Here is a 22,565-nt window from a genome sequence, read left to right on the forward strand (position 1 = left end):
CCGTTGCAACGCCGTTGTCCCTGCACCTTTTCGAGGTGCGCCGCTCGTGAAGGGCATCGGCCATGATCACCGAATCCACCGCGCGCTACGGCGGAGTCCGGACCCGGGTGCTTTCCGTCGCGGGTGCGGGCCCGCCGATGCTGCTGCTACACGGGTATGCGGACAGTGCCGACACCTGGCGCGGGGTGCTCACCGCGCTCGCCGTCGCCGGGCGTGCGGCGTTCGCCGTCGACCTGCCGGGTTTCGGCCTGGCGGATCGGCGTCGGCCCGGTGCGTTGACCCCGCAGTTCGATGCGTTCGTCGATGCGATCATCGCCGAGCACGGTCCGTTGACCGTGGTCGGCAACTCGCTCGGCGCGGCCACCGCGCTGCATGCCGCCGCCCGGCATTCGGCTGACGAGGTCGTCGCCGTGGTCGCCTTGGACGAGCCGCTGCTGGCTCGGCATTGGCTGGCCCGGGTCGGCCGATTGCGTGAGTACCGGCTGTTGTTCCGCCTCCTCGCTGTGCTGCCTGTTCCGGCTTCGGTGGTGCGCTGGGGTGTGCACCGTGCCGTCGCCACCTTCGTCTACGGCCCCGGGTTCGCCGCCACCCCCGAATTCCTCAGCAGCGCAGTCCGTTCGATCCCCGACATGGCTGCTGTCGCCGCACGCGGTCGTGACGCCGTCCGCTACGCCCGCGAACATCCCACCGGCCACGGCCCCCTCGCCCTCACCTGCCCCGTCCTCATCGCCCACGGCACCAAAGACCGCATCATCCCGATCACCGCCGCCCGCACCCTGCACGCCCTCCTCCCGCACAGCGAGTTCGTCCCCCTCCCCGGCCTAGGCCACTGCCCCCAACTCGACGCCCCCGACCAGATCGCCCACCTCCTCCTCCACTTCCCCGCCACCCCCCAATCAACCGCCGCCTCCTGACCCCGCCCTCAGTCGACTGCGAAGTCGTAGTGCTGGAGCTCGGCGATTCCCATGGGGCGCAACGCTAGCCGTCGCTACCGGGCACGTCGACCACATTGTCGACCTGCGAAAACCGCTCTGATCTGCGGTGCATCGGGCCGGTCCGCTGCACCGCACATCGGGCTCGTCCGAATGGAACGGGTCGTTGGTTTCAGAATGGAGGTTCGAGTTCGTCCCTGCGTCGTGCGGGTTGCTGTTTGCGCAGGAGTTCGAGGACGGTGTCGAGGGTCCGGGAGTTCTGATGGATGGTCCCCTCGAGTTGATTTACCTGCGCTTGCAGATTGCCCATCTGAGTCTCGAGCGTGACGAATCGTGCAGGTAAAGCGGCGAGTTCACCGACCTGGTTCGTGAGTTGGTCAACGCGGCTGGTGAGTTCGCCGACTTGGTTGGTGAGTTGGTCGAACCCGCCAGTGAGTTGGTCGACCCGGTTGGTGAGTTGGTCGACCCGGTTGGTGAGTTGGTCGACCCGGTTGGTGAGTTGGTCGACCCGGCCGGTGAGTTCGTTGACTTGGGTTGTGAGGGTGCTGACCTGTGCTGGTAGTGGCGCGAGTTTGTCGAGACCGGTGGTGAGATCGCGGAGGTGGGACTCCACGCGGTCCAGACGGTGTCCGTGTTCATGCTGGGCGGTGAGCAGTAGACCGAATTGGCGTCCGGAGGTTCGCCCCAGCCGTCCTAGGCGAAGGTGGACGTCTCGGACCACGCGGTCGCACTTGATCACGTCGTCCTTGATCCCCTGGGCCACGTCGTACAGTCCGTAGACGTCGCCACGCAGTTGATGGAAGGTTCGGTCGGTGTGCTGGCTCCCCATGCCACGAGACTAAGTCCGGGCGCGAGCACGATCGAGATCTTTCTCCGATCTGGGGACAACTTCGCTACCTGTGGATATCCGGTCGTTCAGACTGCGCGGAGCCGGTTGCGGCTGGCGTAGACGTGCTCGGCGATCAGGGTGGCGATCCGGTCGGGGGCTTCGAGCATCGGGACGTGCCCGACCCCGTGCACGACGATGCGATCGGCGGAGTCGGGCAGCTCTTTCAAGTACCGACGGGCGTACACGCGATTGGGGATCACCCGGTCGTATTCGGCGAGCAGCAGCCGGACCGGCGTGGTGAGGGTGGACAGGTCTTCCTGTCCCGGCCCGCGCAGCCCGGCGACGAGGAACGGGATCATCGTCGGGCAGTGCAGCGCCGCCATGATGCACGCCGCGGCGTCGGCCCGGGACACCGCCGACGCGTTTTTGCTCAGCGGGAGCAACGCCAGCCGCTGCGCGATCGGATTGTTGATCGCGAAACCGCCCAGCCGCTTGCCGATTTCGACGACCGGGACCAGCGAGAGGAACTTCAGGTTGATCCGCAGGTGGGTGATCGAAGGGACGTGCCAGCCGCCAGCCGGCGCGATGAGGGTGAGTGTGCGGGCCCGCCCGCGCCGGGCGAGTTCGACTCCGACCCATCCGCCGAGCGAGTTACCCGCGATGTGGCAGGTGCGCCAGCCGAGGTCGTCCAGTTGGTCCTCGATGCGGTCCGCGAGGGTATGCACGTTGACCGACCACCCGTCGGCCTCCTCGCCACCCCAGTGGCCCGCGAAGGCGGGCGCGTACACCTCGCACTGGATCGACAGCCGCGTCGCCGTCTGCTCCCAGCAGTGCGGCGACATCATGAAGCCGTGCAGCAGGAGCAGCGGGTCGCCGGAGCCCAGGTGTAAAGCCTTGACGGCCTTGGGCATTGCCGGAGCCTGCTTGGCGGCGGCCGGCGGGCGCGCGGGGCGCTTCGCGCCGGCGGTGGGCTTGGAGGTGTCAGACGGCATCGTCATCACCCTTTCCTGGACGGCGGTGTCCGAAGGAATTCATCTGACCAGCATTGTACGGTCGTTCGGTGGCCTACATCATTTCGAGTGTGAACGTAAACGGCGTCCGCGCTGCCGCGGGCAAAGGCATGCTGGCCTGGCTCGCCGCCACCGAGGCCGACATCGTCTGCGTCCAGGAGGTCCGGGCGACCGACGAGCAGACCAGAGCGGCGTTGGCGCCTGCGCTGGCCGAGGGCTGGTGGCTGGCCAATGCCGAGCCGGAATCCAAGGGCCGCGCCGGGGTCGCGATCCTGTCCCGCCGGGAGCCGCACGCGGTCCGAATCGGCTTCGGCAGCAGCGAATTCGACGCTTCGGGCCGTTACCTCGAGGCCGACTTCGGCGACGTCACCGTGGCGAGTGTGTACGTGCACTCGGGCGACGCAGGTACCCCGCGCCAGGACGAAAAGTACCGGTACCTGGCCGAACTCGGCGCCTACCTGACCACGCGCACCGGCGAGTTCGTGGTGAGCGGTGACTGGAACATCGCGCACACCGAACTGGATCTGAAGAACTGGAAGGGCAACCTGAAGTCGGCGGGCTTCCTGCCGGACGAGCGCGCCTGGATCGATCAGTTGCTCGCCGCGGGATACGTCGATGTGGTGCGCAAGCTGCATCCCGGCGTCGAAGGCCCGTACAGCTGGTGGTCCTACCGTGGCCGCGCTTTCGACAACGACACCGGCTGGCGGATCGATTACCAGCTGGCCCGCGGCGAGCTCGCGACCCGCGCCAAGCAGGCCGTGGTGGAGCGGGCCGCCGCGTACGACCAGCGCTGGTCCGATCACGCACCGGTCACGGTGCAGTACCGATGAACCTGTCGCCGAAGGCGATTCGTGCGGCGGTCGCGCTCGGCGCGGTGGCGCTGGTGCTGATCGTGGCCGCGGTGCTGGCAACCCGCGGCGGTGACGACCGGGCCGCGGGGGCCACCACCACCCGCGCCACGCCGAGCGCCGGCGCACCGGCCGGGAATGCTCAGCGGACACCGGAAGCACCTCCGTCGGCCAGCCGTGCACCGGGCGTGCCCGATCGCGCGTACGCCACCCTGCGCGAGATCGACGCGGGTCGCTGGCCGGATTCGGCGAACGCGCCGGGCACCAAGGGCGGCGACCGCTGGATGAATCGCGGCGGCGATCTGCCCGCCACCGACGCGTCCGGCACACCGATCACCTATCAGGAGTGGGACGTCAATCCCAAGCAGCGCAACCGGAATCGGGACGCAGAACGCATCGTCACCGGAAGTGACGGTGCGGCCTGGTACACCGGGGACCATTACAAAACCTTCACGAGGATGCGTTGATGACCGAGTCAGTCACGTTGTCGCAGTTCCTTGCTCGTCCCGTCGCCGCCGACGCGGGGGTCCCGTCGATCGCCCCGCTGCCGCCGCGGACGGCGCTGGGCGCGACGGCCGTCGATGCGGCCGAGCTGAGCAGTGTGCGCTACCGCGCGCCTTCCGGTTTCGCGGTGCGTGAGCTGCGCGGGCCGAAGATGCGGTCGGTCGCACGGGTTTTCGACGAGATCGCCGCCGCGTTGCAGTTCCCGTACTACTTCGGCGAGAACAAGGACGCGTTCGACGAATGTCTGCGCGATCTGGACGATTTCGTCGGCGACGCGACCGGATACGTGGTGGTGATCCGTGATTCGGCACAGCTGCTGGCCGACGAACCGGACGAGCGGGCCTGGTTCGGCTCGGCGATTCGCGATGCCGCCGAATACTGGTCGGGTAAGGGCATTCTGTTCCGGGTGGTGCTGCAGGGCGGATCGACCGGGTTGCAGGACGTTTCGGTGCAACTCTGACTCCGCCGGGTCAGCTCAGGCGGTGTGCCAGGTCCTCGCCGAGCAGGACGAATACGTCGGTGGTGTGCTCGATCAGTTCGTCCCGGCTGATCGGCAACTCACCCTGTAGCCAGGCGGTCAGCGTCTGCACCAAACCGCCGACCAGGTAGTTCGCCCGGAACGCGATCGCCGGATCCGCGGCCGGATCGTCGATGCCGTAGAAGTCGATGCCTTCGGCCGCGACCATCCCGGCGAACAACCGCACCGTTTCGGTGGTGCGGGCCCGCAGTTCCGGCGTCGCCATACCCGCGACGAGCGCGACCTTGGCCTTGCGCGGATCGTCGGTGAGCAGGTGGATGCCCGCGGCGATCGCGGCGTGTGCGGTGCCTCGGGAATCCTTCGGCGCGGCGCCGACCGCCGCGACGATCACGCTCGCGAGTTCCTCGGCGATGGCGTCGATCAGGGCGGTCAGCACGGCGTCGCGACTGTCGAAACTCTCGTAGTAGTACCGCTCGTTGAGTCCGGCTCGGGCGCAGAGCCCCGAAACGGTCAGTTTGGCCAGCCCCTGGGTGCCGATGATCTCCAGTGCGGCATCGAGCAGTGCCGTGCGCCGCTGGGCTTTGCGCTCCGTCGCGGAGACCCCGCCATAGCTACGAGTCACGACTCCGATTCTGGCACGGCCCATTCTGGCATAGCCTCTTGCCAGAATTGCAGATCTGGCGGATGCTATTGCCAGATGGTCTCGATGAGGAGGCAGTGATGTCCGAACCCGGCTATTTCAGCGACCACTCGATGGCCCGGCGGGTGATGCGCAAGCGGGCGGTCGGCCTGACCTATGGCCAGCGCGCCCTGGTTGTCGGTGCGGTGCAGCCACTGCTCTACGTCGGCACCGCCGAGCACACCGAGCACCGGATGACGCCCTACACCAGGCTCGCACTCACCGGTCACCTGTTCGAGGCGGTCTTTCTCGGCAGCAAGGCGGAGGCAGACCGGGCATTGGAGTTCACCAAGAAGAAGCACGCCACGGTGCGGGGCGTGCTGCCCGAGGACGCCGGGGCCCATCATCCGGCGGGCACCGGATATTCGGCCGACGATCCGCACCTGATGTACCTGACGATGGCGTTCACCTTCGACTCGGCCGAGGTGATGTACGACCTGCTGGTCCGCACCCTGACCGACGGCGAACGCGAGGGCCTCTACCAGGACTATGTCCGCTGGGCCGAACTGTTCGGGATGCCGCCCGCGGCCGCGCCCGCCACCTACCGCGAGTTCCGCGCGTCGTTCGACGCCTACCTCGCCTCGGATGAACTGTTCCTCACCGACGAGGCGCGGTTGGTCGGCTCGTACCTGGCCGGGCAGCGGGTGCCGTATCCGCAGCGGATGCCGTTGCAGCAGGTCACCTCCGCCTTCTTCCTGCTGGTGCAGGGCAGCCTGCCGCCGCGGATCCGCGAGATGTACGGCATGCGGTGGGGGATTGCCGAGCAGGGCGCGTACCGGGCGCTCGCGCAGGCCGTGCGTACGGCGCATGTCGCGTTGCCGCTGGCGCCGCCGGTGCTGCGCGGCACGCTGGCCGGGCCGAGCGCGCCGGTCTACAAGCTGGTTTCCCAGCGTGAACGTCGCCTGCTGCGCACCGGGCGACCGAGTATGCCGGGCATCGATCCACGCAACTGGGTGCAGCGGAATTCCGCTTGAGGGGCATGGAAAGATCGGGGTATGTCCGTTCCTGCAGAAACCCCGGCCGCTGAACGCAAGCAGCGGGTCCTTTCCGGGATCCAGCCCACCAGTTCCTCGTTCCATCTCGGCAACTACCTTGGGGCGCTGCAGTACTGGGTGTCCATGCAGGACGATTACGACTCGCTGTACTTCATCCCGAACCTGCACGCGATCACCGTGCCGCAGGACCCGAAGGCGCTGCGGGCGCAGACCAGGGGTGCCGCCGCGCAGCTGCTCGCTGTCGGCATCGACCCGAAGAAGTCGACGTTGTTCGTGCAGAGCCAGGTGCCCGAGCACGCCGAACTGGCCTGGGTGCTCAGCTGCATCACCGGGTTCGGCGAGGCGAGCCGGATGACCCAGTTCAAGGACAAGTCGGCCAAACAGGGCTCGGACAACGCCTCCGTCGGCCTGTTCACCTATCCGGTGCTGATGGCGTCGGACATCCTGCTCTACCGTCCGCATCAGGTGCCGGTCGGTGAGGATCAGCGCCAGCATCTCGAACTGACCCGAAACCTGGCGCAGCGCTTCAACACCCGGTTCAAGAAGACCTTCGTGGTGCCCGAGGCGCATATCGTGAAGGGCACGGCCAAGATCTACGACCTGCAGGATCCGACGGCGAAGATGAGCAAGTCGGCGTCCTCCGACGCCGGGCTGATCAACCTGCTGGACGACCCGAAGATCACCGCCAAGAAGGTGCGTTCCGCGGTCACCGACACCGAGCGCGAGATCCGCTACGACGTCGAGCACAAGCCGGGCGTCAGCAACCTGCTGGTGATCCTCAGTTCGGTGACCGGCACGCCGATCGTGACGCTCGAAAAGGATTACGCGGGCAAGGGCTACGGCGACCTGAAAGCGGATGTGGCCGACGCGCTGGTCGAATTTGTCACGCCATTGCAGGCGAAGGTGCAAGAGTATTTGTCGGATCAGGGCGAACTCGACCGCATCCTCGCCGCCGGTGCCGAGCGTGCGCGAGAGATCGCCGGCAACACCCTCGCACAGGTATACGACCGAGTGGGTCTGCTGACCCGCTAGTGGCGGCACCTGCGAGATCACTCCTGAAGGGGCGAACTGGTGCAGGTGATCGACAACATCCAGGCCGGGATCGAACGACGGATCCAGAAGCGGCCGTGGCTCGACCATTTGGTGCGAGCGGGCGGACGGTATCAACGGCAGCGCGGTGACTACTACGCCGCGGGCATCACGTATTTCACCGTGCTGTCGCTGTTTCCGTTGCTGATGGTCGCCTTCGCGATCGCGGGCTTCGTGCTGACGAGCAATCCCGATCTGCTCGGCGAGCTGCAGGCCAAGATCGTCGACAACATTCCCGGCGAGCTCGGCACCCAGCTGAACGAGCTGGTCGACAAGGCCGTCGACTCCCGCGGCACGGTCGGCGTCATCGGTCTGCTGGCCGGGCTCTACACCGGGCTCGGCTGGATGGCGAACCTGCGCGCGGCGCTCACCGAACAGTGGGAGCAGAAGAGCGAGGAGCAGAACTGGTTCCTGGCGAAACTGTCCGATCTCGGCGCGCTGCTCGGACTCGGCTTGGCTTTCGTTGTCTCTCTTGGTCTTTCCGCACTCGCGTCCAGCACCCTCGGGGCTCGGCTGCTGATCAGCCTCGGCCTTTCGCACCTGCCGGGCGCGCGGCTGCTGTTGGCACTGGTCTCGATCTTCCTCGGTTTTCTCGCGTCCTGGGCGGTGTTCGCCTGGATGATCGCGCGGCTGCCGCGCGAGCCGGTCACGTTGAAGAGTGCCGCGAAGGCGGCGGCGCTGGCCGCCCTGGTCTTCGAGGTCTTCAAGTTCGTCGCCTCGATCTACCTGCGCACCGTGCTGTCCAGCCCGGCCGGCGCGGCGTTCGGCTCGATCATCGGCCTGATGGTCTTCAGCTACATCACCTACCGCATCGTCCTGTTCGCCACCGCGTGGGCCGCCACCGCCTCCGACAACGACCGCGACGCCGATATCCCGCCGCCACCCGCCGCTGTGATCGCGCCCCGGGTTTCCGCCCGGGAACTGTCCGTCGGCGCGGGCGCGACCTTCTTCGGTGCGGGAGCCCTTGCGGCCCTGGCGCTTTCGGGCCTGCGCCGCCGTCCCTGACTCGACCGTCGTTGTCCTGCTGCTCTGAAAAGCCTTGCTATCTGCGGCGATTGAGGCGGCGGGCGCCCAGGAGCAGGGCGAGGACCAGAATGGTGCCGCCCACTATCCAGACGGTACGGTCGGGTCCGTGAGAGTCGCCGGGAGCGGAGTCTGCCTGGGGGGCCGTGTCGCGAGGCGGCGGGGAGGCCAGGGCGGCACCGGTTTTCGACTGGTCGGGGGTGGCGCTGGGCAGTGTGCCGATGCTGGTACCGCGGGGCAGGGCGAAGCCGTAGTCGAGCAGGCGGGCGGCTTGATCGGTGGGGCGTAGCGGCCGGACATCGGCTTTGAGCAGGGTGACGACGAGCCGGCGGCCGTCGCGCTCGGCGGCGGCGACGAAGGTCTGCCTGGCGTCGTCGGTGAAACCGGTTTTGCCGCCGAGGGCGCCCTCGTAGTCGTAGAGCAGGTGATTGTCGTTGCCGATCGGGAAGCCGGGATGGTCCTTGTCGTCGGGGATCTTCGGGTTCGCGGGATAACCGGGGAAATCGACCTGTTCGGTGTGGATGAGTTCGGCGAACAGCGGGATCGTCATGGCCTCCCGGAAGAGCACGGACAGGTCGTAGGCGGACGTGCTCATGCCGGGGCCGTCCAGCCCGGACGGGCTGGCCGCGCGAGTGTCCAAGGCGTGCAACGACTTCGCCAGCTCGTTCATCTTGGCGACGGTGGCCTCCTCGCCGCCCAGCTGGGTGGCGATGGCATGGGCCGCGTCGTTGCCGGACGCCATGATCAGGGCCTGCATGAGCTGACGGTTGGTGTAGCGGCCGCCGGGGCCGATGCCGACCCGGGTGCCGTCGGCGTTCGCGTCGTCCTCGGTGCCGGTCACCACCTTGTTCAGGTCGAGGGTGCGCAGCGCGATGGTGGCGAGCAGCACCTTGATGGTGCTGGCCGGCCGATACCGGCCGTGCGGGTCCTTGGCGACCAGGACCTCGCCGGTGTCCAGGTCCGACACCTGCCAGGCGGTGGCCGAAATATCCTGCGGCACAGCGGGTGCGCCCTTGGGCAGCACCAGTCCGCATTCGCCGAGCCTGCTGCCGCCGACGGGTGGGACGGGGACGGGCAGCGCGGTCGGCGCCGACTGCCCGGGCCGCGGCACCTCGGACTGGTCGATCGGCGGGGGCGGGCTGGTCTTCTGCGGGCACCCGTCGGTATTGGGCGTGCTGAACGGTGTCGTCGTCGTGCTCGTCGGCGCGGCGAACGACGGTACGGCGGCCAAGCCCGCGGTGACGGCCAGTGCGGCCAGCGCGGAACCGAGGCGAAGTGTGGCGCGGCGGCGCGACTCCCGGATCTTCATCGTTTGCGAGCGTAACGGTCGGCGCGGGCGGTGGCCGCGCACGCGTCCTGGCCGGGTATCGACAGACGCTACTAAATGAGAGTTACTATCAAAAAGTAGTTTCTCTCATTTACGGAGGGGTTGTGCAGACTGATTCGACTCGCCGCTGGCTGGCGCTCGGCGCGCTGGCGGTCGCGATGCTGACCATCGGGCTCGACGTGACGGTGCTGACCGTGGCGTTGCCCACGCTTGCCATCGATCTGCAAGCGAATACCGCTGCGCTGCAATGGTTCAGCAGCGCGTACACGCTCGCGCTCGCCGCGGTGATGCTGCCCGCGGGCGCGCTCGGCGATCGGTACGGGCGCAAGAAGTTCCTGCTCGCCGCCCTGCTCTTGTTCGGCGCGGCCTCGCTCGCGTGCGCCTTCGCGACCTCGGCGGGCGAGCTGATCGCCGGGCGAGTGGTGCTCGGCGTGGCGGCCGCGGCGATGATCCCGCTGTCCATGGCAGTGCTGCCCTCGCTGTTTCCCGAGCCGGGCGAACGGCAGCGTGCGCTCACCGTCTGGGTGACCTCGACCGCGCTCGGCCTGCCGCTCGGGCCGATCGTGGGCGGCTGGTTGCTGCGGAACTTCTGGTGGGGTTCGGTGTTCCTGATCAATGTGCCGATGGTGATCATCGGTGTGCTCGCGGTACTCGCCCTGGTGCCGGACTCCCGCAGCGCACAGCGCTACCGGCTGGACGTGCCCGGTGTCGTGCTGTCGGCCGCGGGCATGCTGGGCCTCACCTACGGTTTCATTCGGATCGGTGAGTTCGGCTGGGGCAACGGGGCGGCGTGGGGCAGCGTCGGCGCCGGGGTGCTGCTGCTCGGTGCGTTCGTGCTGTGGCAGCGCAGGACCGCGCATCCGCTGATCGATCTCGGCTTGTTCGGCAACGCCGGATTCCGCTGGGGCACCGTACTTTCCATCGTCGTCAACTTCGCGATGTTCGGCATGTTCTTCACCGTGCCGCAGTACTTCCAGGCGGTGCTCGGCGTCGACGCGCTCGGCAGTGGGCTGCGGCTGCTGCCGCTGATCGGCGGCCTGCTGGTCGGCAGCCGGGTGGTCGACAAGGCGTTGCCGAAACTCGGCACCCGCACGGTGCTCGCCGTGGGCTTCGGCCTGCTCGCCGTCGCACTCGCACTCGGCGGGCTGACCACCGTGGACAGCGGCTACGGTTTCACCGCGCTGTGGCTGACCCTGCTCGGCGCCGGCATGGGACTGGCCATGCCGACCGCCATGGGCTTGGCGATGGGCGGACTCTCCGCCGAGCGCTCCGGGTCCGGGTCCGCGTTGATCCAGGCCCTGCGCCAAGCGGGCGGCACCATCGGCGTCGCGATCCTCGGCACCGTGCTGGCCACCCGCTACCGTTCGGAACTGGGCGATGTGAATCGTGACCCGATCTCGGACGGGGTGAACGCCGGCGCCGCGGTGGCGCACCGGACCGGCGACCTCGCGCTGCTGCACCAGGTGCAGACCGCGTTCGTCGGCGGCATGGCGGCGATGCTCTGGGTCTGCGCGGCCCTGTGCGCAACGGCGGCGGTGCTCGCCGCCGTGTTCATCCGCGTGCCGCGACCGGCCATGCCCGCCGCGGCGCAGGATCGGCAACCCCCGGTCGCCGGAGCGGAGGTGATCGTCGGGGCGGATGCGTCAGAATCGAACCATGTCGGTTGATCTGTCCGGAGAAGAACCCGCGGTGCCCGGTCTACGGGAGCGGAAGAAGGAGCGAACCCGCCGGACGATTCGCCTCGAAGCGTTCCGGCTGTTCCGCGAGCAGGGCTACGGCGAGACGACCGTCGAACAGATCGCGGCGGCGGCCGAGGTCTCGCCGAGCACCTTCTTCCGCTATTTCCCGTCCAAGGAGCAGCTGGTGCTCGCCGATGACCTCGACCCGGTGCTGGAGGCGGTCTTCCTGGCGCAGCCGCCGGAGGTGCCGCCGCTGCAGGCGTTCCGCGACGCCATCGCCGAGGTGTTCGGCTCGCTGCCCGCTGCGGAACTGGCCTTCGAGCAGGAACGCCAGGCGCTGGTGTACCACGTGCCCGAACTGCGCTCGGCGGTCGGACAGGAGATGCTGCGCAGCATCGAACTCTCCGCGGGCATGCTGGCCGAACGGCTGGAGGTGTCCCCGGACGACTTCGAGGTCCGGGTGCTCTCCGGCGCGCTGGCGGGCATCGCGCTGGCCATCGCGACGATCGCGCCGGTCAACGCCGAGAACATCGCCAAAGCGATGGAGTTCCTCGAAGCGGGCCTGCCGCTGGGGCGGGACCGTTCCGGGAAGTAGCCCGAACCTACTGCGCTCCAGCGGTATTCGAATGCCGCAGCCGCTCCGGGGTCTCGTCGTCCATGGTCGCGAAGAACCCGCCCACCACGTCCTCGATCTCGGCGATCGACTCCGCGCAGTAGAGGATCGGCTGGTAGTGCGTGATGTCGTAGACCGCGCTGCCCATCTCGGCGACGTCGAGCGGCCGCAGGTCGGCGCCGCGGAACTCCTCGATCTCCCCGTAGGAGGAGAGCAGGCCCGCGCCGTAACAGCGCACCTCGCCCTGTTCGCGGACCACCCCGAATTCCATCGAGAACCAGAACACGTTGGCCAGGAATTTCAGCGCGGTATCGGTCTCGAGTCGTCCGACGGCCGCGCCGACCGCCTCGTAGATGGCGGCGAAGCGCGGGCTCGCGATCTGGTTGGCGTGCCCGATGATCTCGTGGATGGCATCGGGTTCGGGCGTGTACAGCGGTGCCGAATGGTGCCGAATGTACTGGGTGGAGTGGAAGATCCGATCGGCGAACGAGCCGAAGAACTCGCGCAGCGGCACCAGGCCCGCGGCGGGCGCGTAGCGGAATCCGCTGAGCGGCAGCAGTGCCGCGGAGACTTCGTCCAACTGCGGAATATGGTCCTCCGGCAGGGCGAGCCGCGCCGCCGACGCCAATACCTCTGCGCAGGCGTAGGTCTGGTGCTTGCGGGCGAGTTCCGCCGAAGCGATCCGCCACACCTGCTGTTCCTCGTCGGTGTAGGCGATCTGCGGAACCGGCTTGCCCGGCGCGTAGTCGAGTGCCAGTTCGGCGATGGCGTTGCGCCGGGTCCGGTAGTCAGCGTCGTGCACGCCAGGGTGCTCGTCGCTCAGGTGGACGGTCACATCGCCGTCGCCGGACCGGGTCACCGGTGAGTACAGCTGAGCTTCGGTGAACATACGACGATGCAAGCACCGCGGCGGCCCGGCGACAACAAACGGGCATTCAGCTTGGCAAAGTGTCTAGCTGGTGCCGGATCGGTGCCCACATACCGGCGTAAGACCGCCTGATCCGGCGGCGAGCTGACCAGTGACCGTCGGGTCGTCACACCCGCCCGGCGCGCGGTGCCGAAGACGATGCCGAGTGTGTGCCGGGAACCACCCACGTGCCTGTTCACCCGGCTGCCCAACCTGCTTGCGGCCCTGAAAAACTCGGCGAATTCGGTGACTCTGATCGATTTGCCGGACATGAGCGGGCGAGACAGCGCAAAATGGCGAACGTACGAAGGAGGACGCATGAAATCCGTGCGGATCGATCTCGACCAGAAACTGCTCGCCGCCGCTGCCGCGATCATGGGCACCTCGACGAGCAACGCCACTATCAACGAGGCACTGCGCCGGATCGTCGTGCACGAACGTCAGCTACGCCATCTCGAAAAGCTCGCCGCGACAGCATTGTTCGCGCTGCCGGGGCCCGAGGTCGTGGTGGTCGACGGGTAGCCGGCTCAGGACTTGCGGCAGCGCAGGCCCTCGGCCGGCACGGTCAGATCGATCAGATACTTCAGTACGGGCTCGTCCACGCACGCGACACCCTCGAAGGTGACGCCGTGCTGGGTGCCCTCGTAGGTGATCAACGCGGCGCCGAGGGCTTTCGCGAGGGAAACGCCGCCGGGATAGGGCGTCGCCGGGTCGCCCGTCACCGCGACGACCACGACCTTCGGCAGCCCGGCCACGTTCGGCACATGCGGCTGCGCGGTCGGCGGGATCGGCCAGAACGCGCAGGCGTCCAGCGGCGTCTGGCCGGTGGCCACGCCGTCGTCGAAAATCGGGGCGGCACTGCGGGATCGGCGGTCGATATCGGTCGCGACCGCGCGGTCGGTCACCCGGACCTCCTCCAGGCAGAGCACCGCGCGGTGCACGTCGTCGGAGGAAACCTCCTGATACTCGCCCGCTTCACCGAGCAGCGCGTCGCCGCGGCCGTTGGCGAGTTCGGCCAAACCCCGGGTGAGCGCGGGCCAGGACTCCGGGTTGTAGAGCGAGGCGATGGTCGCGGTGATGACCGCGTCGTAGTCCAGGCCGCGTTGGCCCGCGACGCTGATCGGGCGCCGGATCAGCGGCAGCACCAGAGCTCGGTAGGCCTCCGTCGCCTTCTTCGGATCGGTGCCGAGCGGGCAGTCCGGCGCTTTGGCGCAATCCGCGGCATAGGCGTCGAAGGCCTGCTGGAAGCCGGCCGAGGTGATCACTTCGTCGCCGATGTTCGTGGTCGGATCCACGGGGGCGTCGAGCACCATGGCGCGGACCCGGTCCGGGAACAGTTCGGCATAGGTCGAGCCCAGCCGGGTGCCGTAGGACCCGCCGAAGTAGGTCAGCTTCCGGTCGCCGAGCACGGCGCGGATGACATCCATATCGCGCGCGACGTCACCGGTGCCGACGTGGCCGAGCAGCGCCAGCCCGGTGCGCTGGGCGCACGAGTCCGCGTATTCCTCGTTCTCCTGCTCGATCTGGTCGATCTCGGCGAAGGGGTCGGTCATGCCGAGCACGCGCCGGCTGGTCAGGTGTTCCTTCGTGGAACGACACCGGACCAGCGGGGTCGACGCGCCGAGCCCGCGCACGTCCATCCCGATCACGTCGAAGCGTTCGGCCACCGGCAGCTTCGCCAGCGCCAGCGGCATGAGCAGGCCGGGCACCCCCGGCCCACCCGGATTCGTCAGCAGCGAGGCGACTTTGGCGCCGGTGGCGCGCAGCCGGGAGATCGCGATCTTCGCCGTCTCACCGTCGGGGCGGCCGTAGTCGATCGGCACGGTGACCCGCGCGCACTGGATTCCGGTGGCGGTGAGTTCGGCCCCGCCGCCCGGATAGTCGTCGCACGGGCCCCACGCGATCTGCTGCTGGTAGTACCGATCCAGGGTCGGGACGGGCGGCGGGGGCGCGTCCTTGCCGCCGCCGCACCCGGCGGCCAGCAACACGACCGCGGTGAGCAGCGCGGTCAGCGCGGCAACCCGCTCGGATGCCGCGGTTCCCTTGCGCGATGTGCACATTCGTCGACCCCTGTACTCCGTGTGACGTACTCAGTCTGCCGGACGGACACCGAACCGCAATCGGCAGGACCGGACAACTCGGGCGGCGCGTGGACGCGGACACCATGTCGGTGGGTCCTGGCAGACTCCGTGACACTGTCGCCGTGACCAAGGGGTGGAACGATGCCGGTTTCTCTTATCGATGTGCCCGTCGAGCAGCGCCCGCGCGAGCGGCTGCTCGCCCTCGGTCCGCAGGCGCTCAGTGACGCCGAATTACTGGCTCTGCTGCTACGTCACGGCAGGCCCGGGGCGAGCGCCCTCGATCTGGCGGTGGAGTTGCTCGTCGAGCACGGCGGCCTGGCCGAACTGGCGGCGGCACGCCCCGAGGAACTGGCCCGCCGCGCGGGCATCGGGACGGCCAAGGCCGCCGCCCTCGTCGCCGCGTTCCATCTCGGCTCGCGCGCCCGCACCGGCACCGCCACCGCGACGCGGCTCACCGCCGCGTCCGATGTCGCCGCCGCGGCCCGCCCGCTGTTCACCGGCGCGCGGGTGGAACGGCTGCTGGTGCTGGTGTGCGACGCGCAGAATCGGCTGCGGCGCAAGGTGTTCGTCGCCGAAGGCGCGGTCGATCAGGTGGCCGTCCCGGTCCGCGAGATCCTGAACACCGTCCTGCGCCACGACGGCCGTGCCTTCGCCGTCGTGCACAACCACCCCTCCGGCGACGCGGCGCCCAGCCTGGACGATCGCCGCGCCACCACGCTGCTCGCCGAGGCCGCGCGCACCGTCGGTCTCCGCTTCCTCGACCATGTGGTAATTGCGGGCGAGGAGTGGGCCAGTGCGCCCGCCATTTCGTACTGACCGGTGCGTTGTGTGAACGATATCGGCGGCGATAATATACTTCCCGGTCGGTCAGCAGATCATCGGTGGATAACTCGGTTATCGGGCGATATCGGGTCGAGGTGCGAATGCGACGCGGATATGCGCTGTTCAGCGTGCTTTTTGCGCAGCGCATAGCCTTAATTGTGACATGCCTGCAAATAACAACATTATATTCGTGAGACGGACGGCGGGCGGCCGTTCCGGGATAAAAGTGAAAATGCGCTATTTGCATCGCTGTCGAACGTCCTTGAATTACCCTTTTTGTATTCCCGTATTCATTGGGTGGCGACAGGCGGTACGAGATGGAAAACATGCATCACGGTGCGGGAGCGACCGGATGGGAGATCGCCGGAGCGATCGCGATGCTGTCGTGGATGGTGGTGATGTGGGCCGCGGTAGCCGTGCTCATCGTCGCCATGCGTCGCGGCGTGCGACCGTGGATGTACCGCGGGAGCCTAGGCGTCATCGGGCTCGGCGTCCTGGCGCAGATCGGCCACTTCCAGGAGCACGTGCTGCAGGTCGGCTACTGGCTCGGGCACCCGAACTCGCCGGCCTGGATGACGCCGTGGGGCACCGGCCTGGCCAACGGGTTCGGGCAGGTCGACACCTCCAAACCGACCCTCGGCATGGAAATCCTGCACCTGGCAGGCAATTTCCAGTTCCTCGCCGGGCTGGTGGGGGTCGCGCTGATCACGCATCGGGCGCTGGCGAGCAAGGCGCGCAAATGGGGACGGATGGGCGTGCTGATGCAGGGCATCCACGGTCTCGAACACATCGCGCTGACCGTCTCGGTGGCGTTGGGGGCGAAGGCCATCGGGCTGTCGACCTGGTTCGGGTTGCTCGACCCGGGCCCCGGCCTGTGGACCTATCGGGTGTGGTGGCATTTCGGGGCCAACGTGGTCGGCACGACGATCTTCGTCCTCGCGCTGATCCACCTGTGGCGTGAACGGGCCACCATCGAAGCGACCTTCCGGACGCCGTCCGAGCGTTCCGCCACGATCGCGGAAACGCCCGCGACGTCGTTGCCGGTCCCGGTTCGGTAGTCGTCGGCACACTCGCTGTATCCCGCCCGTCAGCAGGTGGCGTGCGGGAACAGCCTGTGCGGCAACGGGTTAACGAGGGCCGGTGGCTGGTGGGGCCGCGGCCGAGTCCGGTGCCGACGACGGGGGAGCCGGTTCGGACTGCGCGTCCTGAACCACGCCGGGAACGCGATCCTGCACCACGAACGTGGCCCGCGTCTGGATGGGCGCACCCGGGCGGCGGATGTACGGCACCACCCGGAAGTCGCTGCGCCACAGGCCGTGCTCGAGTTCCACCCGGACGTAGCCGCGCTGCGCGTTGAAGAACTTCAGATCGGGGTTGGCGGCGAGCAGATTGCGCCCGGACGGGTTCATGTCCACCCCGTCGCCGCCGCTGCTGATCGAGGTACCGATGAATTCCGAAGCGACGACCGGTGATTCGGGATCGGCGAAGTCGCGGCGCAGGTTCGCGGCGTGGTTCTGGTGCCGGTCGCCGGTGATCACCACGAGATTGCGCACACCGAGATCGGCGGCCGCGCCGAGGACCGTGTTGCGGTCGGCGACGTAGCCGTCCCAGGAGTCGGTGCCGACCGCGGTCACGGGTCCGGCGTCCTGATCGGACTGACCCATCGACACCTGATTGCCGAGGATCTGCCAGCGCGCCGCCGAGCCGGCGAATCCATCGATCAGCCAATCACGTTGCCGCGCACCCAGTATCGTGCGATCGACGGCGAGGCGATCCGCGCAATCGATGACGGTGTTGCCGTCGCCGCAGGCCTGCTTGTCGCGGTACTGCCGGGTGTCGAGCATGGTGATCTCGGCCAGGTCGCCGAAGGCGTAGCGGCGGTGCAGGTGGATCGACGGCCCGGCGGGCAACTGCGCCAGCCGCAGCGGTTGATGCTCGTACATCGCCTGGAAGGCGGCGGCCTTGCGGCGGCGGAACAGTGCGGGCAGGCGGTAGATGTCGAGGCCGAGCCCGGGGGCTTCGCCCGCCCAGTTGTTGTCGATCTCGTGATCGTCCATGGTGACCAGCCACGGGAACGCGGCATGCGCGTCGCGCAGCGGCGGCTCCGCCTTGGCCTGCGCGTAGCGCAACCGGTACCCGGCCAGATCCACCGCCTCCCACTGCAGGTGCGGTTCGATCGACATGCCCGCACGCCCGCGGTTCCAGCCCCGTTCGTAGATGTAGTCGCCGAGGTGCACAACGAGATCCAGGTCCTCGGCGGCCATGTGCTCGTAGGCCGTGAAGAAGCCCGAGGTCCACGACTGGCACGAGGCGAACGCGAAACGCATCCGCGCGGTCGGCTGTCCGGGCTGCGGTGCCGTGCGGGTCCGGCCCACCGGCGAGAGCACCGATCCCGCCCGGAATCGATAGAAGTACCACCGGTCCGGCGCCAACCCGCTGATCTCGGGATGCACGCTGTGTGCCAGTTCGCGGGTCGCGACCGCCGTGCCGCGCGCCACCACCTGCCGGAACTGCTCGTCGTGCGCGACTTCGTAATCCACGCTGACCGGGGCCAGCGGCATCCCGCCCAGCCCGTCGGGCGCGAGCGGATCCGGGGCGAGCCGCGTCCACAGCACCACGCCGTCGGCCGTCGGCTCACCCGAAGCCACGCCGAGCGTGAACGGGTCGTCGGACCAGCGCGGCGCGCGAAAGCGTCCGCTGCTCGCCGCGGAGGTCCCGACCAGCACGGCGAGCGATCCGGCACCCCCGAACCTCAGCAGTTGGCGTCGCGACAGACCCATACGTCAGGGTATATCGGTGATCGGTGGGTCCGCCCGGCGTTGGCTGCTGGTGGGCCGCGTGGGGGTGCCCGGCCGCGGCCCGGGGGAAGGGACCGCGGTGGCCTCAGCTGGGCGGGCCGAGCCGGAGCGGCTTGTACTCGGGTTCGGTCTTGCCAGTGCCAGTGCCAGTGCCAGTGCCAGTGCCAGTGCCAGTGCCTGACTTGGGATCGGCGTCGGGGGTGCCCGCGACCGGTGACGCGGCGCTGAGCGAGGCCATTCCCGCACTGCCGGTGGCGATTCCGGCGGCCACGCCTGCCCCGAGGGCGACGCCGAACGGGACGGCGGCGGCGCTGCCGTTGCCGAGCATGGCACTGCCGGTGCCCGCCATCGCCGCGAACGGTGCGGCCGCCGCGCCCGCGCCCGCCAGGCTGGCGCTGCCCGTGCCCGCCGCCGCGCTGCCCGCACCGAGCATGGCCAACGGGGTGCCGAGGCCACCGCTGGCCACGCTGCCCGACGCTCCCAGGGCCGCGCTGCCGGTGCCGAGAAACGCCGCGCCGGTACCGAGTACGACGCCCAGTGGCGCGAGTGCCGCGCTACCGGTGCCCGCCGCGGCGCTGCCGGTGCCGAGCACGGCCGCCCACGGCGCGGCGGCGGCGCTGCCCGTACCCAGCATCGCGCTGCCGGTGCCGATCAGCGCGGCCAGGCCGAGGCCGAGAGCAGCACCGCCGGTGCCGAGCGGGCCCGCGGTGTCGACCAGACCCGGATAGAGCAGGCTGTTGAGCACCGTGCGGCGCGAGGTCGCGACCGGGACGAGTCCCGGGTACAGCAGGGTGCTGAGCACGGCCTGCGATGCGGCCGGTTCAGAGCGGTGCGTGGTGACGACCGCGCTTACCGCGGAATCCCGATGTGGCGCAGTCCCGGTCGGAGCGGAGGCCGTCGCCGCCGCGGCGACCAGTGCTGGGCAGGTGAGTAAAGTGGCGGCGATCGCGGTGCGGAGCATGAACATGAATGAGCGCCTTCCTCCGGGCCACGCACGGTGAGCGGTGTGGCGTGGCTGACGATGTATCGGCAACCTGGAGAACACGTCCAAGATCAACTTACCGGCAACCCCGCGGTAGTGCCGGCACATTGCGCTCGATCGCCGCCGGACGGACCAGCCGCCCCGGAAAACAGTCGAGCCGCGCCCGGCGCGTCGCCTACTGTCCAGACATGGGAATCACGCTCAGCCCCGCCACCATCGCCCTGCTCGACGGCAAGAACTACGCGGTCCTCGCCACCCTGAACGCCGACGGCAGTCCGCAGACCTCCGCGATGTGGGTGCTGCGGGACGGCGACGACCTGCTGTTCTCCACCTTGGCGGGCCGGCTCAAGCACCGGAACATGCTCCGCGACCCGCGGGTCAGCGTGACGGTGATCGACTCGGCGGACGGTGAGAGCTACGTCGAACTGCGCGGGCGCGCGACCATCACACACGACGACGATTTGCGGGTCGGTCACGAACTGTCCTGGAAGTACGACGGTAAAGACCACGCGCTGCCCGCGCCGGGCGAGGTCCGGGTCGCGGTGCGCGTCGAAGTCGAGAAGGCGACCGGCTACGCGGCCTGATCCCGCGCGTCCGCGGTTGCGCTGATCCCGCGCGGCCCGCCACTAGGGTGGGGCGGCATGGACACCGCTGCGGTCGCACCGAAGGTCGGGTCCGACCGGGACTCGAGCGACGTGCCTGCGCGTCCGAGTGATGTGCGGACCGCGCGCACCGCGTCCGCGGTCGGTGCCGCGCGATCCAGCGGCGGTGTGGCCCCCGCCGGCCGGTCTTGGCGCGTGCCGCCCGTCCTGCTCGTCGCGGGTGGTTTGATCGCTCTGCAGCTCCTACTTCGAGGCTGGGTGGCGGCCAGTGGCTACTTCTACTGGGACGACCTGATCCTGGTCGGCCGGGCCGGTCGATATCCGCTGCTGTCCACGGAACTGTTGCTGCACAACCACGACGGGCATTTCATGCCGCTCGCCTTCGTCGTCGCCTGGGTGGTGACGCAGGCCGCGCCGCTGATCTGGGCGGCACCGGTGCTGGTACTGGTCCTCGGACAGCTCGCAGTCTCGTTGGCGGTGCTGCGCATGCTGCGGCTGCTGCTCGCCCTGCGGTGGGCGCTGCTGGTGCCGCTCGTGTTCTTTCTCTTCTCACCGGTGACGCTGCCGGCCTTCGCGTGGTGGTCGGCCGCATTGAACACGCTGCCGCTGCAATTCGCGCTCGCCTGGGTCATCGGGGACGCGCTGCTCCTGCTGCGCACCGGCCGCCGCCGATACGCGGTCTCCGGGATCGTCGTGCTAGCGCTCGCGCTCCTGTTCTTCGAGAAGTCGGTGATCGTGCCGTTCGTCGCGTTCGCGGTCGCGGCGCTGACCCAGTACATCGACCGGCAGCTCGGCGGCGGGCGAGAATCGGGGCGCGCGCAGGACGTCGACGGACCGCAGCAACGCGGCGGTGGGCGGGAATCTGTGGTGCTCGCGCAGCACGTCGACGGACCGCAGCAGCGCGGCGGTGGGCGGGAATCTGTGGTGCTCGCGCAGTACATCGACGGACCGCAGCAGCGCAGTGACGGACCCCAGCGGCGCGTTGGCGATGGGGAACCTGCGGTGCTCGAGCACGCTGGGGGAGAGCGGCGCGGCAGGCGAGAATCCGCGGTGCGCGCGCAGCACATCGACGGGCAGCAACAGTGCGTCGGCGGGCAGGAACCTGCGGCGTTCGCGCAGGACGTCGACGGAGAGCAGTTCGGCGGTGGGCTGGAACCTGCGGTGCTCGCGCAGCGCGTGGACGGAGAGCGGCGCGGCGGTGGGCGGTGGGCTGTGGTGTGCGAGGTGGCGCGGCGCGGGAAGTGCTTGTGGCTGGGTTCGGGTTTGGTGCTGATGTGCTGGCTGGCGGGGTATCTGGCGGTCGTCGGCGTGTCCGGTGTGCACAACAATCCGGCGGGCATGCGGGACTGGCTGCCCAACGCGACCTCGCTCGGCGTGGTGCCCGCCCTGGCCGGCGGGCCGTGGCGGTGGGAGCGCTGGCTGCCCGCCGCGCCCTGGGCCGATCCGCCGGGCGGCGCCGTCGTGCTGGCCTGGGTGGTGCTGATTTCGGTGCCGGCACTGTCGGTGTACACCCGGCGCGGGGTGTGGCCGGTGTGGGTGCTCGCCGTCGCCTACGTGCTGTTGCTGCAGTTGCCGGTGGCGCTGGTGCGCGGCGGACCGAACACGGCCGCCGAACTCATGCAGTCGCTGCGCTACTTCGCCGATCTGGGCGTGACCTTCGCCGTCGTGGGTGCCCTGCTCTTGCGAGCGAGTCCGCGCCGACCACTCCCACGGCAGTTCGGGTCCCGTACCGCGATCGCGCTGACGGCGTCGTTCGTCGTCAGCAGCTTGTTCTCCACATACACTTTCGTCTGTTCCTGGCGTCCAAGTCCGACGAAAACCTATGTGGCGAACGTGAACTCGGCTCTCGCGCACTGGGACGGGGTGCCGCTGCTGGAGCAGGAGGTCCCCTGGGACGTGCTGAACCCGCTGGCCTATCCGCAGAACCTGGCCAGCCAGGTACTCGCACCCCTCGCCGCGCCGGGCACCTTCGCCGACTCGACTCCGCGCCTGCGTATGATCACCGACACCGGCACCGTCGTCGACGCTCAGGTCTGGTGGAACCGCAGCATCCTGCCGGGTCCGGATCCCCAGTGCGGCTATCGAATTCACGGCGGCGACCCGGTCACCGTCCGGCTCGACGGTCCGATGCTCGAACACGAATGGACCGCCCAGCTCAACTACCTGGCCGACCGCGACGGCAAACTGGCCGTCGCCTTCGAACACGGCAAGCCCGTCACCGTCCCGGTCCGCGCAGGCCTCAACACCGTCTACGTCCGCCTGACCGGCAGCGGCGCCGCCCTGCGCATCTCCTCCCGCACCCCCGGCCTCACCACCTGCCTCGGCGTCGGCCCCGTAGGCGTCGCCTCCTACGACAACTGATATCCG

Annotated in this window: 22 protein-coding genes; 14 read left to right on the top strand and 8 right to left on the bottom strand. The window is 68.9% G+C overall.

All coding sequences use genetic code 11. The features are described from left to right. Positions 1 to 62 precede the first annotated feature (62 nt). A complete protein-coding gene (locus O3I_RS05335; protein WP_014981872.1) occupies positions 63 to 914 on the top strand; it encodes an alpha/beta fold hydrolase in 852 nt (283 codons plus the stop codon). Between the two features lie 190 nt (positions 915 to 1,104). Here the strand turns inward: O3I_RS05335 and O3I_RS05340 are convergent, their stop codons facing one another. Both O3I_RS05340 and O3I_RS05345 read right to left on the bottom strand, forming a co-directional pair. Beyond that, positions 1,105 to 1,761, bottom strand: coding sequence for a family 25 glycosyl transferase (locus tag O3I_RS05340; protein WP_014981873.1), 657 nt, complete (start codon positions 1,759 to 1,761; stop codon positions 1,105 to 1,107). Between the two features lie 86 nt (positions 1,762 to 1,847). Next, positions 1,848 to 2,759, bottom strand: coding sequence for an alpha/beta fold hydrolase (locus tag O3I_RS05345; RefSeq protein WP_014981874.1), 912 nt, complete (start codon positions 2,757 to 2,759; stop codon positions 1,848 to 1,850). A 122-nt stretch (positions 2,760 to 2,881) separates the two neighbouring features. Here O3I_RS05345 and O3I_RS05350 point away from each other — a divergent pair, with 122 nt between their 5' ends. The 3 genes from O3I_RS05350 to O3I_RS05360 are packed head-to-tail and all read left to right on the top strand — an operon-like array spanning position 2,882 to position 4,583. Continuing rightward, entirely contained in the window at positions 2,882 to 3,601 is a 720-nt protein-coding gene (locus O3I_RS05350; protein ID WP_237748348.1) for an exodeoxyribonuclease III, read from the top strand. Beyond that, a complete protein-coding gene (locus tag O3I_RS05355; RefSeq protein ID WP_014981876.1) occupies positions 3,598 to 4,086 on the top strand; it encodes a ribonuclease domain-containing protein in 489 nt (162 codons plus the stop codon). Before O3I_RS05350 ends, O3I_RS05355 begins: the two co-directional genes overlap by 4 nt. Then, entirely contained in the window at positions 4,086 to 4,583 is a 498-nt protein-coding gene (locus O3I_RS05360) for a barstar family protein (protein ID WP_014981877.1), read from the top strand. Before O3I_RS05355 ends, O3I_RS05360 begins: the two co-directional genes overlap by 1 nt. A 10-nt stretch (positions 4,584 to 4,593) precedes the next feature. Here the strand turns inward: O3I_RS05360 and O3I_RS05365 are convergent, their stop codons facing one another. Further along, complete coding sequence (locus O3I_RS05365) at positions 4,594 to 5,223, bottom strand: TetR/AcrR family transcriptional regulator (RefSeq protein WP_014981878.1); 630 nt, start codon at positions 5,221 to 5,223, stop codon at positions 4,594 to 4,596. Positions 5,224 to 5,321: 98 nt separating this feature from the next. Between O3I_RS05365 and O3I_RS05370 the strand changes: the two genes are divergently transcribed. The 3 genes from O3I_RS05370 to yhjD are packed head-to-tail and all read left to right on the top strand — an operon-like array spanning position 5,322 to position 8,369. Further along, positions 5,322 to 6,254 carry an oxygenase MpaB family protein gene (locus O3I_RS05370; RefSeq protein WP_014981879.1) on the top strand — a complete coding sequence of 311 codons (933 nt, stop codon included), beginning with the start codon at positions 5,322 to 5,324 and terminating at the stop codon, positions 6,252 to 6,254. A 21-nt stretch (positions 6,255 to 6,275) separates the two neighbouring features. Beyond that, positions 6,276 to 7,307, top strand: a complete 1,032-nt coding sequence (trpS, locus tag O3I_RS05375; protein ID WP_014981880.1) for a tryptophan--tRNA ligase — start codon at positions 6,276 to 6,278, stop codon at positions 7,305 to 7,307. 39 nt (positions 7,308 to 7,346) lie between these two features. Then, complete coding sequence (yhjD, locus tag O3I_RS05380) at positions 7,347 to 8,369, top strand: inner membrane protein YhjD (protein ID WP_014981881.1); 1,023 nt, start codon at positions 7,347 to 7,349, stop codon at positions 8,367 to 8,369. A gap of 37 nt (positions 8,370 to 8,406) precedes the next feature. Here the strand turns inward: yhjD and O3I_RS05385 are convergent, their stop codons facing one another. Beyond that, positions 8,407 to 9,696 (bottom strand): D-alanyl-D-alanine carboxypeptidase family protein, encoded by a 1,290-nt coding sequence (locus O3I_RS05385; RefSeq protein ID WP_014981882.1) that lies wholly within the window; start codon positions 9,694 to 9,696, stop codon positions 8,407 to 8,409. 122 nt (positions 9,697 to 9,818) lie between these two features. Between O3I_RS05385 and O3I_RS05390 the strand changes: the two genes are divergently transcribed. Both O3I_RS05390 and O3I_RS05395 read left to right on the top strand, forming a co-directional pair. After that, complete coding sequence (locus O3I_RS05390; RefSeq protein WP_014981883.1) at positions 9,819 to 11,381, top strand: DHA2 family efflux MFS transporter permease subunit; 1,563 nt, start codon at positions 9,819 to 9,821, stop codon at positions 11,379 to 11,381. Then, positions 11,371 to 11,988 carry a TetR family transcriptional regulator gene (locus O3I_RS05395; protein ID WP_014981884.1) on the top strand — a complete coding sequence of 206 codons (618 nt, stop codon included), beginning with the start codon at positions 11,371 to 11,373 and terminating at the stop codon, positions 11,986 to 11,988. Before O3I_RS05390 ends, O3I_RS05395 begins: the two co-directional genes overlap by 11 nt. Before the next feature lie 7 nt (positions 11,989 to 11,995). On the opposite strand, the gene O3I_RS05400 is transcribed toward O3I_RS05395, so the two are convergent. Next, on the bottom strand, positions 11,996 to 12,895 hold the full coding sequence (locus O3I_RS05400) for a phenylalanine 4-monooxygenase (RefSeq protein WP_014981885.1): 900 nt from the start codon (positions 12,893 to 12,895) through the stop codon (positions 11,996 to 11,998). 336 nt (positions 12,896 to 13,231) lie between these two features. On the opposite strand from O3I_RS05400, the gene O3I_RS05405 reads away from it, so the two are divergent. Further along, positions 13,232 to 13,435, top strand: coding sequence for a type II toxin-antitoxin system VapB family antitoxin (locus tag O3I_RS05405; protein WP_014981886.1), 204 nt, complete (start codon positions 13,232 to 13,234; stop codon positions 13,433 to 13,435). 5 nt (positions 13,436 to 13,440) lie between these two features. Here O3I_RS05405 and O3I_RS05410 read toward each other — a convergent pair whose 3' ends face one another. After that, on the bottom strand, positions 13,441 to 14,973 hold the full coding sequence (locus tag O3I_RS05410) for an alpha/beta hydrolase (RefSeq protein WP_014981887.1): 1,533 nt from the start codon (positions 14,971 to 14,973) through the stop codon (positions 13,441 to 13,443). A 162-nt stretch (positions 14,974 to 15,135) separates the two neighbouring features. Here O3I_RS05410 and radC point away from each other — a divergent pair, with 162 nt between their 5' ends. Both radC and O3I_RS05420 read left to right on the top strand, forming a co-directional pair. After that, positions 15,136 to 15,810, top strand: a complete 675-nt coding sequence (radC, locus tag O3I_RS05415; RefSeq protein WP_041562426.1) for a RadC family protein — start codon at positions 15,136 to 15,138, stop codon at positions 15,808 to 15,810. A 323-nt stretch (positions 15,811 to 16,133) separates the two neighbouring features. Then, positions 16,134 to 16,874 carry a DUF6008 family protein gene (locus O3I_RS05420; RefSeq protein ID WP_014981889.1) on the top strand — a complete coding sequence of 247 codons (741 nt, stop codon included), beginning with the start codon at positions 16,134 to 16,136 and terminating at the stop codon, positions 16,872 to 16,874. Positions 16,875 to 16,943: 69 nt separating this feature from the next. On the opposite strand, the gene O3I_RS05425 is transcribed toward O3I_RS05420, so the two are convergent. Continuing rightward, complete coding sequence (locus O3I_RS05425) at positions 16,944 to 18,596, bottom strand: alkaline phosphatase D family protein (RefSeq protein WP_014981890.1); 1,653 nt, start codon at positions 18,594 to 18,596, stop codon at positions 16,944 to 16,946. 103 nt (positions 18,597 to 18,699) lie between these two features. Then, positions 18,700 to 19,581, bottom strand: a complete 882-nt coding sequence (locus tag O3I_RS05430) for a hypothetical protein (RefSeq protein WP_014981891.1) — start codon at positions 19,579 to 19,581, stop codon at positions 18,700 to 18,702. A gap of 203 nt (positions 19,582 to 19,784) precedes the next feature. On the opposite strand from O3I_RS05430, the gene O3I_RS05435 reads away from it, so the two are divergent. Together O3I_RS05435 and O3I_RS42395 are read left to right on the top strand one after the other, a co-directional pair. Beyond that, complete coding sequence (locus tag O3I_RS05435) at positions 19,785 to 20,180, top strand: PPOX class F420-dependent oxidoreductase (protein ID WP_014981892.1); 396 nt, start codon at positions 19,785 to 19,787, stop codon at positions 20,178 to 20,180. A 57-nt stretch (positions 20,181 to 20,237) separates the two neighbouring features. Then, on the top strand, positions 20,238 to 22,559 hold the full coding sequence (locus O3I_RS42395; RefSeq protein ID WP_014981893.1) for a hypothetical protein: 2,322 nt from the start codon (positions 20,238 to 20,240) through the stop codon (positions 22,557 to 22,559). Positions 22,560 to 22,565 lie beyond the last annotated feature (6 nt).

Origin of the sequence: Nocardia brasiliensis ATCC 700358 (genome assembly GCF_000250675.2) — a bacterium.
Taxonomy (GTDB): Bacteria; Actinomycetota; Actinomycetes; order Mycobacteriales; family Mycobacteriaceae; genus Nocardia; species Nocardia brasiliensis_B.

Excerpts from the sequence above, each read along its gene's own strand:
- O3I_RS05350 (WP_237748348.1), top strand. The coding sequence starts at position 2,882 with ATGCTGGCCTGGCTCGCCGCCACCGAGGCCGACATCGTCTGCGTCCAG.
- O3I_RS05410 (WP_014981887.1), bottom strand. The coding sequence starts at position 14,973 with ATGTGCACATCGCGCAAGGGAACCGCGGCATCCGAGCGGGTTGCCGCG.
- O3I_RS05335 (WP_014981872.1), top strand. The coding sequence starts at position 63 with ATGATCACCGAATCCACCGCGCGCTACGGCGGAGTCCGGACCCGGGTG.
- O3I_RS05435 (WP_014981892.1), top strand. The coding sequence starts at position 19,785 with ATGGGAATCACGCTCAGCCCCGCCACCATCGCCCTGCTCGACGGCAAG.
- O3I_RS05425 (WP_014981890.1), bottom strand. The coding sequence starts at position 18,596 with ATGGGTCTGTCGCGACGCCAACTGCTGAGGTTCGGGGGTGCCGGATCG.
- O3I_RS05340 (WP_014981873.1), bottom strand. The coding sequence starts at position 1,761 with ATGGGGAGCCAGCACACCGACCGAACCTTCCATCAACTGCGTGGCGAC.
- O3I_RS05395 (WP_014981884.1), top strand. The coding sequence starts at position 11,371 with ATGTCGGTTGATCTGTCCGGAGAAGAACCCGCGGTGCCCGGTCTACGG.
- O3I_RS05360 (WP_014981877.1), top strand. The coding sequence starts at position 4,086 with ATGACCGAGTCAGTCACGTTGTCGCAGTTCCTTGCTCGTCCCGTCGCC.
- radC (WP_041562426.1), top strand. The coding sequence starts at position 15,136 with ATGCCGGTTTCTCTTATCGATGTGCCCGTCGAGCAGCGCCCGCGCGAG.
- O3I_RS05405 (WP_014981886.1), top strand. The coding sequence starts at position 13,232 with ATGAAATCCGTGCGGATCGATCTCGACCAGAAACTGCTCGCCGCCGCT.
- O3I_RS05420 (WP_014981889.1), top strand. The coding sequence starts at position 16,134 with ATGGAAAACATGCATCACGGTGCGGGAGCGACCGGATGGGAGATCGCC.
- O3I_RS05430 (WP_014981891.1), bottom strand. The coding sequence starts at position 19,581 with ATGTTCATGCTCCGCACCGCGATCGCCGCCACTTTACTCACCTGCCCA.
- O3I_RS05370 (WP_014981879.1), top strand. The coding sequence starts at position 5,322 with ATGTCCGAACCCGGCTATTTCAGCGACCACTCGATGGCCCGGCGGGTG.
- trpS (WP_014981880.1), top strand. The coding sequence starts at position 6,276 with ATGTCCGTTCCTGCAGAAACCCCGGCCGCTGAACGCAAGCAGCGGGTC.
- O3I_RS05345 (WP_014981874.1), bottom strand. The coding sequence starts at position 2,759 with ATGACGATGCCGTCTGACACCTCCAAGCCCACCGCCGGCGCGAAGCGC.
- O3I_RS05355 (WP_014981876.1), top strand. The coding sequence starts at position 3,598 with ATGAACCTGTCGCCGAAGGCGATTCGTGCGGCGGTCGCGCTCGGCGCG.
- O3I_RS05400 (WP_014981885.1), bottom strand. The coding sequence starts at position 12,895 with ATGTTCACCGAAGCTCAGCTGTACTCACCGGTGACCCGGTCCGGCGAC.
- O3I_RS05385 (WP_014981882.1), bottom strand. The coding sequence starts at position 9,696 with ATGAAGATCCGGGAGTCGCGCCGCCGCGCCACACTTCGCCTCGGTTCC.
- O3I_RS42395 (WP_014981893.1), top strand. The coding sequence starts at position 20,238 with ATGGACACCGCTGCGGTCGCACCGAAGGTCGGGTCCGACCGGGACTCG.